This window comes from Pseudomonas sp. EA_5y_Pfl2_R50, from assembly GCF_963970475.1.
Classification (GTDB): Bacteria; Pseudomonadota; Gammaproteobacteria; order Pseudomonadales; family Pseudomonadaceae; genus Aquipseudomonas.
In genome coordinates this window covers 577,376-590,842 of the sequence record NZ_CAXAPT010000002.1, presented here as the reverse complement: position 1 = coordinate 590,842, position 13,467 = coordinate 577,376, and the positions used below count along the sequence as shown (strand labels likewise).

Here is a 13,467-nt window from a genome sequence, read left to right as displayed (position 1 = left end):
CGGCAATCCTCGCACCGCGGGGAGGGGTTGCCGACCTGTGAACCCTATGAATGCATACACTGTGCCGAAAAAATCGACCATTGCGAATCATAGCCGAGCCCGTCTCACTTGTTGGTATCGGCCGTCGAGGGCATTTGCGACAGAATCTGACATGCCGATGCGCTCCCACAGTTCCAGGCGCGGTCAACGCTCGATGATCGCAGTGACACCCTGTCCGCCGGCGGCGCAGATCGAGATCAGGCCTCGCCCCTTGCCCGCCGCATCGAGAAGCTTCGCCAGATTGGCGACGATGCGCCCGCCCGTGGCAGCAAACGGATGCCCCGCCGCGAGCGAACTGCCCTTCACATTGAGCCGGCTGCGATCAATGGAGCCCAGCGGCGCATCAAGCCCTAAACGGGTCTTGCAGTATTGCGGATCTTCCCAGGCCTTGAGCGTACACAACACCTGCGCGGCGAACGCTTCGTGAATTTCGTAATAGTCGAAGTCCTGCAAGCTCAGCCCATTGCGCGCCAGCAACCGTGGCACAGCGTACACCGGCGCCATCAGCAGACCTTCGGCGCCGTTGACGAAATCCACCGCCGCCGCTTCGCCATCGCGCAGGTATGCGAGGATCGGCAGGCCACGTTCTTTTGCCCATTCCTCACTGCCCAGCAGCACCACCGAGGCGCCATCGGTCAGTGGCGTCGAGTTACCCGCCGTCAGCGTGCCTTTGGCGCTTTTCTCGAAGGCCGGTTTGAGCGTGGCGAGTTTTTCCAGTGTCAGGTCCGGGCGCAGGTTGTTATCGCGGGTCAGGCCGAGGAAGGGCGTCATCAGATCGTTGTGCCAGCCTTCGGCATAGGACGCCGCCAGTTTGTGATGACTTTCGAGGGCCAATTGATCCTGCGCGTCGCGAGGGATATTCCAGGTCTGTGCCATCAGCTCGCAGTGTTGGCCCATCGACAGACCAGTGCGCGGCTCGCCGTTGCGCGGGAACTCGGGGAGCAAATGCTTGGGCCGCAGTTGCAGAAGGGTTTTCAGCTTGTCGCCCGTGCTCTTGGCGCGGTTGGCCTGCAGGAGGATTTTGCGCAGGCCCTCACTGACGCTGATCGGCGCATCCGATGTGGTATCGACACCACCGGCAATGCCGCAATCGATCTGGCCGAGGGCAATCTTGTTCGCCACCAGCAACGCCGCTTCAAGACCCGTTCCGCAGGCTTGCTGGATGTCATAGGCCGGCGTGGCCGGAGACAGGCGCGAGCCGAGGACGCATTCGCGGGTCAGATTCATATCCCGTGACAATTTCAGCACGGCCCCCGCCACCACTTCGCCAATGCGCTGGCCGTGCAGGTTGTAGCGCTCGATCAGGCCTTCGAGCGCGGCGGTGAGCATCACCTGATTGCTGGCCGTGGCGTAGGGCCCGTTGGAGCGGGCGAAAGGAATACGGTTACCGCCAATGATCGCGACGCGGCGCAGCTGACTCATGCATAACTCCTTGTTGATCCGGATTCATTGAGATCCCTGTGGGAGCGGGCTTGCCAGCGATAGGGGCCGCACATCCAGCCTCTGCGCCATCGCTGGCAATCCCGCTCCCCCAAGGTCGGTGGTCTACTCTGCTGTTCTAGCGTAGGCCTTATTGCGTGGATCGAACGATTGATTGCCGTTGGTAGTCCACACTTTGAACCCCAACTTTTGGAGAGCGTTCCATGTCTGACCGGTATATCGACTTCGCCAACTCGTCCTTCGGCCATCGTCTGGTCGGGGCACTGGGACTGCCGTCGCCGGTGCGGCTGGAACGCTGGCAGGCCGGGCGTCTGCGGCCCGTGGAAGGCGCACTGCTGATCGGCGGCGGGGCGCTGGCCGAACGGGTCAGTGCGTTTGCCAACCGTTTGACCGATGGCATTTATCGCTATGGCGAACAACCGGCCAGCGCCACCGAGTGGATTCCCGGCCATGGCCCGAAGCTCAAGGCCGTGGTGTTCGATGCCAGCGACTTGCAGCACACCGACCAACTCAAACAGCTGCGCGAATTCTTCCAGCCATTGATGAAAAACCTTGAGCACAGCGCCCACCTGGTGATTCTTGGCCGGCCCCCGCAAACCCTGCGCGATCCGTTCGCCGCCAGCGCCCAACGCGCCCTCGAAGGTTTCTCACGCTCGCTGGCCAAGGAATTGCGCAGCGGCGCGACCCTGCAACTCATCTACGTCGGTGAGGGCGCCGAAGATCAACTGGAAGGACCGCTGCGGTTTTTCCTCTCGCCGAAAAGCGCGTTCGTTTCAGGCCAGGTCATCCACCTGACTGCCTGCGCAACACCCGTGACGGACTGGACTCGTCCGCTGGCTGGACGCAAGGCGCTGGTCACCGGCGCTGCGCGTGGCATCGGCGCGTCCATCGCCGAAACCCTCGCCCGTGATGGCGCCGAAGTCATTCTGCTCGACGTGCCACCGGCGAAGACCGACCTCGAAGCCCTCGCCGCCCGCCTCGGTGGCCGGGCGATCACCCTCGACATCTGCGCCGAAGACGCCGCCGCACAACTGACCGGACACTTGCCCGACGGCCTCGACATTCTCGTCCACAACGCCGGCATCACCCGCGACAAGACCCTCGCCAACATGACCCCGGAATTCTGGGATGCGGTGCTGGCGGTCAACCTCAATGCCCCGCAAGTGCTGACCAAAGCGTTGCTCGACAACGGCACGCTGCACGACAACGCGCGAGTGGTTCTGCTCGCTTCGATCAGCGGGATCGCCGGCAACCGTGGCCAGACCAACTACGCCGCGAGCAAGGCCGGGCTGATTGGCCTGGCCCAGGCGTGGGCGCCGACGCTGCTGGAGCGCGGCATCAGCATCAACGCCGTGGCCCCGGGGTTCATCGAAACGCAGATGACCGCGCACATCCCGTTCGGCCTGCGCGAAGCCGGGCGGCGCATGAGTTCGCTGGGCCAGGGCGGCTTGCCGCAAGACGTCGCCGAAGCGGTCGCGTGGCTGGCGCAACCGGGCACGGGCGCGTTTACCGGACAGGCGCTGCGGGTCTGTGGACAAAGCGTTCTGGGGGCTTAGGCATGAGCATCGAATGGCACACGCTGGATCGCGAACCGAGTCTGCCGGCGCTGTACGCACGGGCGGCGACGCGACGCAAGATCACTGGCACACAACTGCCCGCCAGCGGTTTGCGCTGCTGGGTCGAAGTGGATGGCAAACGTCTTGAGGCTTATCGCAACGTCTGCGGCTTTGCCGATGACGGGCTGTTGCCGCCAACGTATCCGCACATTCTGGCGTTTGCGTTGCAGATGCAATTGCTCACCGCCAAGGATTTTCCCTTCCCGCTGCTGGGGCTGATTCATCTGAGCAATCGCATTCGCGTGCTGCGCCCGATGGGCGGCATCAGCCGTGCGCAGGTCAGCGTGCGCGTACACAACCTGCAGCCGCATCCGAAAGGGGCGACGTTTGATCTGCTGACCACGCTGGATGACCAGCTCGGGCCGCTGTGGGAAGCGCAAAGCCAGATGCTGTGTCGTGGAGTGAAACTCGACGGCGAAGTGCTGGCGCAGGATTGGCAGCCTGATCAGGTCTTGAGCGAAGTGGCGCACTGGAAGGCCTCGGCAGATATCGGTCGGCAATACGCCAAAGTCTCGGGCGACTACAACCCGATTCACCTCAGCGCCGCGAGCGCCAGGCTGTTCGGCTTCCCCACCGGCATCGCCCATGGTTTGTGGAACAAGGCGCGCACGCTGGCGGCGCTGGCGGATCACTTGCCCAAGGCCAATCTGGAAGTCACCGTGCACTTTCGCAAACCGGTGCGCCTGCCCAGCGAGGTGACGTTGCTGGCGACGGCTGCGGGTTCCAGTGGCGAGCTGCGACTGACCGGCGCGCAGGATCTGGAGCACATGGTCGGACAGTGGCAACCGCTGGCCTGAAAACCGCCCCGGACTGTCCAGCAATTCTGTGGTGAGGGGACTTGTCCCCTCACCACACAGACACCTCTACCGCGGTTGGGGAGCCTGTAAATTGTGTATATATCACTTAAGTTTTCAACCTGCCCCTGCCCGCCCCGGCAAAATTCCAGGCCTTGATTTTCAAGGCCTTTTTTTGCGTCCCTATATCCTCGGGATTAGTGCTTACGCAGTGCGCACAGCCCTCTGTATAAAGGCGTTAATACCAACTTGAGAATGGTGGATTTGCCGTCATCGACTGAGATTGAAGCAACGGACGAGGCATCACCGACACAGATCGGCGAGCCATCGAAGGCAACGAACGTTGTGACAGGTGCAAGGAATCTCAATCATGAAAACTCAAGACGTGTGGTGCAAATCAGCTATCGCTCTGGCATTGATTTTTTCCCTCGGCCTCGCCGGCTGCAGCAGCGGCGGTGGCGGCCATCACAGCACTTCCGGCAGCTCTTCGCCGGACAGCGCAGCGGGTACCGACGGGACTGGCGGAACAGGCGGAACCGGTGACACCGCTGGCACTGGCGGCACTGGTGGTACAGGTGGCACGGGGGATACCGGTGGCACTGGCGGCACAGGTGGAACCGGCGGCACCAATCCGACCGACCCGACCAACCCCACCAACCCGACAGACCCCACCAATCCGACCAATCCAGCCACGCCGTCGCTGGTGACCACCACGCTGGTGCAGGATGTCGGTAACACCGTCAGCGGCGTCGGCGATGGCGTCGGCCAGATCGGCGACTCCCTGAGCAGCCTTCCGGTAGCAGGGGGTGTCGTGCAGAGCGCCGCCAACACCGCCGGCAATGTCGTCAGCACCCTGGGTGACGGTGTCGCCAACGGTATCGGCAAACTGGCCACCGACCCGAAAGGCCTGACCACCACCGTCGCCTCGGTCGGCGGCGTGGTCACCGATGCCGGCAACGGCGTCTCCGACCTCAGCGGCAAACTGGCGAGCGCCACCGGCAGCATTCCAGTGGTCGGTGGCGTGGTCACCAAAGTCGCGCCATTGCTCGATGGTGTTGGCGTGAAAGTCACCATGCTCGGCAATACCCTCGACACCACTCTGAGCAATGGCCCAACCAGTCAACTGACCAATAAACTCGGCGCTGGCCTGGTTCCGGTGATTGCGATGGTCGAAAGCACCACCGACAAAATCGGCAGTACCACCGGCCTGGGTAGCCCGCTCAAAGGGGGGATCGCGCAGATCGGCGGCGTCGTCAACGGACTGGGTGGCAAAGTCACCGATGCAGGTCAAGGCAATGCGCTGACCAACACCCTCGGCGGTGCGCTGAGCAATGCCGGTACGGCGGTCGGCAAAGCCGGCGGCCTGGTCTCCAACGGCACCGGCTCGGGCACTGGCGGCGGTTTGGGTGGCGCACTCGGCGGCGGTCTCGGCGGTACCGGCCTGCTGCAGACCGTCGGCGGCGCAGTGGTCAACGTCGGCGCAGGCTTGAACGCTGGCAACACTAACGGCGTGGTCAGTGCCGGTGGCGTGACCGCTGCCGGACTGGGCAATACCGTCGCCTCACTCAACACGGCTCTGGGTGGCTCGGGCACTCCGATCACCGCCACCACCGCGCCGCTGGCGACTGTCGGCGCGGCCCTCGGCAATGGTCTGAACCCGGTGACCACCGCCGTGACCAACGTGACCCAGCAAGTCGGCGCCGCGACCGGTCTCGGTGCGCCAGTGGCTGGCGTCACCAGCCAGGTCGGTGCGGCGGTCAGCGGTATCGGCAATACCATTGCCGCCACCAACAATCCGGTGACCACCGCAGTCGGCGGCCTGGTCAACAACGTCGGCGGCACAGTTGCCGCAGTGGGAGGGCTGGTCAACGGTGGTACCAGTGGTGGCGCTACCGGTGGCGCAGGCACCGGGGTCGGCGGCCTCGTCGGTGGCCTGGTCAACACGCTGGGAGGCAACAAACGCTAATTTGCACCTGGCCGATTCGACGGCCTTACCTACAGCGCCTACGCTTGGTTGAGGGCGGGAGATTCCCACGAGTCTTCCGCTTTTTTCTTGGGAAAAAACAGCCTTGAGCTGCGACCTGACCACGGAGTGTCCTATGCGCGTAATGGCGTCCTTGCTGTGCCTCAGCTTCAGTTCCGCTGCCCTCGCCGACACCTTGCCCAGCTTTCTCAACAGCAACGAAACCCTCCGTAACCTGCCCGTGCCGAACCTGCCGGCCGATGCCTATCGCCCGAACGCCACCCCGGTGCAAGTGCCGGAGGCCGGTGCGACCGCTGCGCAACCGTTGATGATGAGCACCAAGGTCAATCTGAAAACCGTGCAGATCGAAGGCGGCACGATCTATCCGCTCAACGAACTGGCCGAACTCTACAAACCCCTGATCGGCCAACAGACCAGCCTTGCCGAACTGATCGAAGCCACCCGCAACATTACCCGCCGCTACCAGCAGGACGGCTATCTGCTGTCCTACGCCTTCCTGCCGCAACAGAATTTCGACGACGGTGTGGCGCGAGTGGTGCTGGTGGAAGGTTACGTGCGCGATGTGCAGATGCAGGGCGACATCGGTCGGGTCAAAGGGCTGATCGAGGAAATGGCGGCAAAAATCCAGGCCGAACGCCCGTTGACCCGCAAGACCTTCGAACGCTACACCACGCTGATGAGCCGCCTCCCCGGCGTTACGATCCAGGCCCAGGTGCCACCGCCGGGCACCACCGACGGCGCCACGACACTGATTGCCCAGGCCAGTCGCAAACCGTTCACCAGCACGCTGAGCACCACCGAAGACAACCGCAACGGCACCCAGGCCTTGCTGGGTGTCAGCAGCAACTCACAAACCTCGATGGGCGAACAGTTGACCCTCAGCGGCCTGTTCCCGCCGGGCGACGACCAGGAACATTACTATCGCCTCGACTACAGCCAGTTTCTCAATGCCGAAGGCGCCCAACTGAACCTGTCCGCCTCCCGCTACCGCGCTGACCCCGACACCGAAGTACTGGTCAACGGCGGTGGACGCCTGAGCACCCACCGCGAAAACGACCGCTACTCCATCGGCTTCAGCTTGCCGCTGATTGCCGCCTCCAACGAGCTGCTGACCGTCGGTTCACGCCTGTACGCGGTTGATGACAAGACGCGCTACGACGGCATCAACTTCCCGTTCAGCACCGAATTTCGCACCGACGTCCGCGCCCTCGCCTTCGAAGGCGACTGGCGCAGGGCCAACGAACGGCAACTGCGGATTCTCAGTGCCGGCGTCTACCAGGGTTTTGACAGCATGGGGGCGCACACCAATTACGACGGCCTCGACCTCGACTTCTTCCGCGTGCGACTGTCCGGGGTGCAGAGCGACAAATTTCTCGACAACTGGCAAGGCGTACTCTCGGCCGCGCTGTACTGGAGCGACGACACCCTCCCCGACAGCGAGCGCGCCGTGTTTGGCGGACAGAACTTCGGCCGCGGCTACCCCGATGACCAAGCCTCCGGCGACAAGGGCTGGGGGGTGGCATACGAGGTCAACTACAGCTTCAACCGCGACGGCAACTGGGTGCGCATCCTGCAACCCTACGTAGTGCTGGACCGCTCGCGCAGCTGGTTCAATCAACTGCCGGTGCAAGCCAACAACCTGTCATCAGCGGCGATCGGTCTCAGATTCGGCGATGCCAAGTACTACAACATCGCCCTGGAAGCGGCGAAGGCCATGTCGGATGAAGCGCTGGATACCTTCAATCGCCGGCCACGCTACAGCATCAGTTTCAGTTACCAGTTGTAGGGGGATCGGGCGCGGAACGAGCCTGCGAAATCGCATTGGCGAGCAGGCTCGCGTGTACGGCTGGACTGGATATCTACAGATGGAAAAGGGTTGGCTGTGAGGGCGAAACCGTTATCAGCCCCACCCCAAAAAACGGATATTGCCCGCCAGATTCACCCGGCAGAAACCCTGGGTTTGGGAAACAGATTATCCAGCGTCTCCAGCAGCCGAACGTGGTAAATCGGCTTGCGAAACAGGTCCAGCACCTGCAACCGCAACATATCACTGACGTCTTCCATGTCCGCATGCCCCGACGTCACGATCACCGGCAAATGCTGACGCGCCGTATGCTCACGCAATCGCTTGATCAGCGACATGCCGGACTCCTCCGGCATGCGCAAATCGGTAATCACCAACGCGATATCCGGATGGCGAGTCAGGTGATGCAACGCCAGCTTCACTGACGTCGCCGTATGACAGACAAACCCCTCACCCTCCAGCAACTCCGCAAGCTCCAATAACGCATCTTCTTCATCGTCAACCAGAAGCAACTGTTGGCGGGGAGACGAAGACGCGTTCATAGGCAGTACCTGAAAACCGAATGGAAAATCCAGTGTAGGGTGCGGTCAGCCAAGTGCGAGGAGACGTCGATCAAGGCGTAGGCCGGGTGACGGCCGCGCCGTCCAACGATGTCAAAATGTTGTTGAAAATCGCTAAAACCCGATCACCCAGTGGTGTCACAAATGCCACGACGACAACGGCAACCATCGCCACCACGATCGCATACTCGATTGCCGACGCGCCTTCTTCATCATTGAAAAACGCCCGGGCTCTGGTCATTACATAGTCGAGAGTCACACGAAACATACGTCCACTCCTTCGCGCCTTTGGCGCCGATGTCACGCTACAGCGGCAAGGTTCCACCGTGCCATTTGAGCATTGTCAACAAAGCCCCTCCCAACAACTGTAAGAACGCATTAATCACAAAGGATTAATCCATCGTATCTGTGCCATTTGCTGCAGTTAATTGGCCAAGGCTACTACTTTGGTGGGTTATTTTTCTGTCAGTAATGGCGTTTTGGCTTGGATCAGCTAGCGTTGAAATAGCGAAATGGTTGCATGTTCATAGCTGCGAAATTGAAAACTTCTCTCGTTGATTCAGTGCGGTGGGTCGTGCAGCAGGAAAGGGAGAGCCGTCATGAACAGTCGCGTCACCATGGGCCTTGCAGCCGTTTTATTGCTCGGCGCAATTTTTGTCGGTTACTGGGGGCTGGTGCTCAGCCGCCAACCGGCTCCCGTCGCCGAAGCGCCCGCCGCGCCGGTCACTGTTGAACAAACTGTCGCCATCGCTGAAGACCAGACCCGCCAACCGGTGGTGGTGCTGGTGCGCGACGTTCCACCTTTCACCCCGTTGACCGCCGCCGACGTCGCGGTCGAAAAACTGCGCAGCGCCCCCGCCGGCAGCCTGAGCAGTGTCGATCAGGCCGTCGGCCGCACGCCCTGGCGGCACCTGAGTGCCGGCACCTGGCTGAACGATGAAAGCTTCCAGGCCGGCGGTTCGCTGGCCCGCATGATCCACAGCGACGAGCGCGCGCTGACCGTCGCTGTCGACGAAGTGATCGGCGCCGCCGGGCAACTGCTCCCCGGCGACTACGTCGACGTCCTGCTTTTCCTGCGCCAGGACGCCAGCAACCTGCAACAGTCGGCGCAGATTGTCGTGCCGGCCATGCGTGTGCTCGGCGTCGGTGATCAATACGGCCTGACCAATGACGGCCAACCCGCGTCACCGACCCTGAGCGCCGATGACAAACTCAAGCAGGATCAACGCCGGATCGCCGCGCGCACCGTCGTCCTCGCGGTGCCGGAACAACTGCTCAGCCGAATGATGCTGGCCACGCAAGTGGGCACCTTGCGCCTGGCGGTACGCAGCAGCGAAGAACAGCGCCTGGCCAAATACTGGGCGGGCGAAAGCCAGTCGCCGGCGCATCTGGACAACGCCAACAGCCAACTCTTCCAGTTCACCCAACTGGCCCTCGGCGCCGCGCCGAAAGTTCCGGGCGGTGGCGGCGGTGGTGCCGCGCGGCCAGCGGTGGAAATCATTCGCGGCAACCAGATCACTCAACAAACCCCATGACTGCGCAAGGATTCAAGTGCATGCAGAGTCGACTCGGACCGACATTGAAACCTGTACTTCGCGCCTTGCTACTGACGGGACTGTCGATGGACGCAGCGTTCGCCGCTGTCGGCAATTGCTCGGCACTCGGGCGCCTGCCGCCGGTGATCGAAATCGGCGAAGGCTTCCAGCAGGACGTGCAGTCACCGGTGGCAATCACGCGCCTGGCGATTGGCGACCCGAAGATCGCCGATGTCCACGCCAACGGCAGCTCGTCATTTCTGCTCACCGGCATGGCGCCCGGCGCCACCAGCCTGATGGTGTGGACAGCGTGTTCGAGCGAGCCGCGTCAGGCGATGGTGTTCGTGCAGGGCGCGGCCACCGCCGCCATGACCGGCACGCTGCCGTCGGATGATCCGTCACTGCCCTCGCAAGTGCAGACTGACATCCGCTTCGTCGAAGTCAGCCGCACCAAACTCAAGGAAGCCACCGCCTCGCTGATCGGCACCCGGGGCAATTTCCTCTTCGGCTCACCGGGCACCCTGCCGCCCATCGACGGTGTGCCGCAGCCACGCCTGCCGGTGGACAACACGCTGTTCAACTTCTCGTGGATCGGCGGCAAGACCATGGCGATCATCAACGCCCTGGAAGGCAGCGGCTTCGCCTACACCCTGGCGCGGCCCAGCCTGGTGGCGCTGAACGGCCAGAGTGCGAGTTTTCTCGCCGGGGGTGAAATCCCGATCCCGGTGCCCAGCGCCGGCAGCGACAACGTGTCCATCGAGTACAAGGAATTCGGTATTCGCCTGACCCTGACACCGACCATCATCGGTCGCGACCGCATCGCCCTGAAGGTCGCCCCGGAAGTCAGTGAACTGGACTTCAGCAACGCCGTGCAGATCGCCGGCACCACCGTACCGGCGCTGACCATCCGCCGCACCGACACCAGCGTGTCACTGGGCGATGGCGAAAGTTTTGTCATCAGTGGCCTGATCAGTACCACCAACAGCTCGCAGGTGAACAAGTTTCCGGGGCTCGGCGACATCCCGGTGCTCGGCGCGTTTTTCAAGGGTTCGCAGATCAAGCGCGAAGAGCGCGAACTGCTGATGATCGTCACTCCGCACCTCGTCCAGCCACTGGCCGCCAATGCGCAACTGCCGGCCTTGCCGGGAGAGAAACTGCGCAACTACGACCCGAATTTCTATCGCATGTTCTTCCTCGAAAACGGCAATTTCGACAAACGCAGCGGGTTGTCACAATGAGCCAGAGCCTGAGTCAGACCTTCCTCGCCATCACCCGCAACAGCACCGATCTGGAATGGCTGCAAAGCGCCCTCGCGCCGCTGGGCCAGGTGGTCAGCGCTGGTGGCGGCAGCCTCGACGAACTGTTGGCACTGGTTGACGTGACCTTCGCCAATCTGGTGTTTGTCGGCCTCGACCGCGAACACGTGGTCGCCCAAAGCGCGCTGATCGAAGGCGCGCTGGAAGCCAAGCCGCTGCTCGCCATCGTCGCCCTCGGCGACGGCATGGACAATCAGCTTGTACTGAATGCGATGCGCGCCGGGGCTCGGGATTTCGTTGCCTACGGCTCACGCTCCAGTGAAGTCGCCGGACTGGTGCGGCGCCTGAGCAAACGCCTGCCTGCCGTCGCGCCCAATACGCAGTTGGGCGGCCTCACCGTGATGTACGGCGTGCAGAGCAGTTCCGACGGCGCGCTGCTGGCCAATCACATGGCGCTGGTGGTGCAAAAGAGCGGCCAGCAGACCCTGTTGCTCGACCTTGGCCTGCCGCGCGGCGACAGCCTCGCGCTGCTTGGGCTGGAAAGCTCGTTCCACTTTGGCGACGCCCTGCGTCACTTGCGCCGACTCGATGCGACCCTGATCGACAGCGCCTTCACCAGCGCCGAAGCGGGGCTGCGGATTCTCGCCTACGCCAGCAATGACGAGCCGCTGGAAAACACCAGCGCCGCCGAGCTGTACATGCTGCTCAGTGCCCTGCGCCAGCACTTCCAGCACATCGTCGTGAACCTCACAGGGCAAGCCGACAGCGAAGCCCTGCGCACCTTCGTCAGCCACTGCGACAAGCTGCTGTGGTACACCGACCAGAACATCCTCAACTGCCGGCGCAATCTCGACGTCCTCAATCTGTGGCGCGAAAAAGGCATGAAGCTCGACCACGGGCGCCTGCTGATCGACCGCTACCTGGGCAACGTTGCACCGAACTCGGAAACCCTCGGCAAGACCTTCAACCTTGAAGTCATCGCCGTGCTGGCACTCACCCCGGAAGTACGCCTGAACGCAAAAAACCAGGGCGTAAGCCTGTTCGAACTGGCTCCCAGAGAGAAACTCACCCAGAGCCTGCGCGCCCTCGGTGAGCGACTGGCCAAGCGCTCCGAAGGCATGAGCAAACCGAAAGTGACCTGGTTCGACCGCTTGCGAGGCAGCTCATGAGCTCCGAAAAACTCTTCGGCGCGCCCCAGCGTGGCGCCACCGGCAACACCGACCACGAAGGCCTGAAGCTGGTGTTGCATCGCTACATCATCGACGCCCTCGAAGAGTCGGGGAACCTGCTGGAGGGATCGCGCCAGCAACTCGCGCAATTTGTCACCGACAAAGTCGCCGAATACATCGCCCGTCTGCACCTGGCGATTTCCCGCTACGAGATGGAGCGCCTCGGCGAAGAAATCGTCGATGAGCTCACCGGTTTCGGCCCCCTGGAAGTGTTGTTGCGCGACCCGTCGGTGACGGAAATTCTGGTCAACGGCCCGCACCGGGTGTTTATCGAACGCGATGGTGTGCTGCATCAAAGCGACCTGCGCTTTATCGATGCGCACCACGTCGAACGGGTCATGCAACGAATTCTTGCGCCCCTCGGGCGGCGGCTTGACGAGTCTTCGCCGATGGTCGATGCGCGCCTGCCGGACGGCAGTCGGGTCAACGCGATTATCCCGCCGATTGCCCTCGATGGCCCGTGCCTGTCGATTCGCAAATTCCGCAAGGACATGCTCAAAAGCAGCGACCTGATGGCGATGCAAACCATCGATCTGTCGATCTTCGAGTTTCTTCAGGACGCCGTGGGCAAACGCTGCAATATTCTTATCAGCGGCGGCACCGGCACCGGCAAGACCACCCTGCTGAACATCCTCAGCCAGTTGATCAATCCCCACGAACGTCTGGTTACCATCGAAGACGTCGCCGAATTGCAGCTGGGTCATCCCCACGTCGTGCGCCTCGAAACCCGTCCGCCGAATGCCGAAGGCCACGGTGAAGTGAAAGCCAGCGACCTGATCCGCAACGCCCTGCGCATGCGTCCCGACCGGATCATCCTCGGCGAGATTCGCGGCGTCGAAGTGGTCGACGTGCTGACGGCGATGAACACCGGCCACGACGGCTCGATGAGCACCGTCCACGCCAACAACGCGCAGGATGCCTTGCTGCGCCTGGAGACACTGGTGGGCCTGACCGGGCGCGCCATCGCCGAACGCACCTTGCGCCAGATGATCTGCGCGGCCCTTGACGTGATCATCCAGCTGACCCGCATGCCCGATGGCCGCCGCTGCGTCAGCGAAGTGGTGGAAGTGGTCGGCATCCGCGAAGACGTCTACGTCACCAACACCTTGTTCCGCCTCGACCGCCGCAGCGGTTTCGGCTTCCTGCGCGAAGCGGTCAATCCGGCTGGCGACAAGCTGCGCCACGACGCCCACCTCGGCTGACGGCAAGG

General features: G+C 62.6%; 11 protein-coding genes. 8 read left to right on the top strand and 3 right to left on the bottom strand.

Annotated elements, in window-relative coordinates:
- Positions 1 to 183 precede the first annotated feature (183 nt).
- On the bottom strand, positions 184 to 1,461 hold the full coding sequence (locus tag AACY19_RS05805; RefSeq protein ID WP_339448828.1) for an acetyl-CoA C-acetyltransferase: 1,278 nt from the start codon (positions 1,459 to 1,461) through the stop codon (positions 184 to 186).
- 221 nt (positions 1,462 to 1,682) lie between these two features.
- On the opposite strand from AACY19_RS05805, the gene AACY19_RS05800 reads away from it, so the two are divergent.
- The 4 genes from AACY19_RS05800 to AACY19_RS05785 all read left to right on the top strand — a co-directional run bounded on the left by AACY19_RS05800 (position 1,683) and on the right by AACY19_RS05785 (position 7,659).
- Positions 1,683 to 3,035, top strand: a complete 1,353-nt coding sequence (locus AACY19_RS05800) for a 3-oxoacyl-ACP reductase (protein ID WP_339448827.1) — start codon at positions 1,683 to 1,685, stop codon at positions 3,033 to 3,035.
- A 2-nt stretch (positions 3,036 to 3,037) separates the two neighbouring features.
- Complete coding sequence (locus tag AACY19_RS05795) at positions 3,038 to 3,892, top strand: MaoC family dehydratase (protein ID WP_339448826.1); 855 nt, start codon at positions 3,038 to 3,040, stop codon at positions 3,890 to 3,892.
- A 367-nt stretch (positions 3,893 to 4,259) separates the two neighbouring features.
- Positions 4,260 to 5,855: a collagen-like triple helix repeat-containing protein gene (locus AACY19_RS05790; RefSeq protein WP_339448824.1), complete on the top strand. Its 1,596-nt coding sequence runs from the start codon at positions 4,260 to 4,262 to the stop codon at positions 5,853 to 5,855.
- Between the two features lie 133 nt (positions 5,856 to 5,988).
- The gene (locus AACY19_RS05785; RefSeq protein ID WP_339448822.1) at positions 5,989 to 7,659 is read left to right on the top strand and encodes a ShlB/FhaC/HecB family hemolysin secretion/activation protein; all 1,671 of its coding nucleotides are present in this window, start codon (positions 5,989 to 5,991) and stop codon (positions 7,657 to 7,659) included.
- A gap of 152 nt (positions 7,660 to 7,811) precedes the next feature.
- Here AACY19_RS05785 and AACY19_RS05780 read toward each other — a convergent pair whose 3' ends face one another.
- Together AACY19_RS05780 and AACY19_RS05775 are read right to left on the bottom strand one after the other, a co-directional pair.
- Entirely contained in the window at positions 7,812 to 8,219 is a 408-nt protein-coding gene (locus AACY19_RS05780; protein ID WP_339448820.1) for a response regulator, read from the bottom strand.
- A gap of 70 nt (positions 8,220 to 8,289) precedes the next feature.
- The gene (locus AACY19_RS05775) at positions 8,290 to 8,505 is read right to left on the bottom strand and encodes a Flp family type IVb pilin (RefSeq protein ID WP_339448818.1); all 216 of its coding nucleotides are present in this window, start codon (positions 8,503 to 8,505) and stop codon (positions 8,290 to 8,292) included.
- Positions 8,506 to 8,836: 331 nt separating this feature from the next.
- Between AACY19_RS05775 and cpaB the strand changes: the two genes are divergently transcribed.
- The 4 genes from cpaB to AACY19_RS05755 are packed head-to-tail and all read left to right on the top strand — an operon-like array spanning position 8,837 to position 13,459.
- Positions 8,837 to 9,772, top strand: coding sequence for a Flp pilus assembly protein CpaB (cpaB, locus tag AACY19_RS05770; protein WP_339448816.1), 936 nt, complete (start codon positions 8,837 to 8,839; stop codon positions 9,770 to 9,772).
- Positions 9,773 to 9,792: 20 nt separating this feature from the next.
- Entirely contained in the window at positions 9,793 to 11,010 is a 1,218-nt protein-coding gene (locus AACY19_RS05765; RefSeq protein WP_339448814.1) for a type II and III secretion system protein family protein, read from the top strand.
- Entirely contained in the window at positions 11,007 to 12,197 is a 1,191-nt protein-coding gene (locus tag AACY19_RS05760) for a pilus assembly protein (RefSeq protein WP_339448812.1), read from the top strand. The genes AACY19_RS05765 and AACY19_RS05760 overlap by 4 nt, the downstream gene beginning before the upstream one ends.
- Positions 12,194 to 13,459 carry a CpaF family protein gene (locus AACY19_RS05755; RefSeq protein ID WP_339448810.1) on the top strand — a complete coding sequence of 422 codons (1,266 nt, stop codon included), beginning with the start codon at positions 12,194 to 12,196 and terminating at the stop codon, positions 13,457 to 13,459. Before AACY19_RS05760 ends, AACY19_RS05755 begins: the two co-directional genes overlap by 4 nt.
- Positions 13,460 to 13,467: the final 8 nt, after the last annotated feature.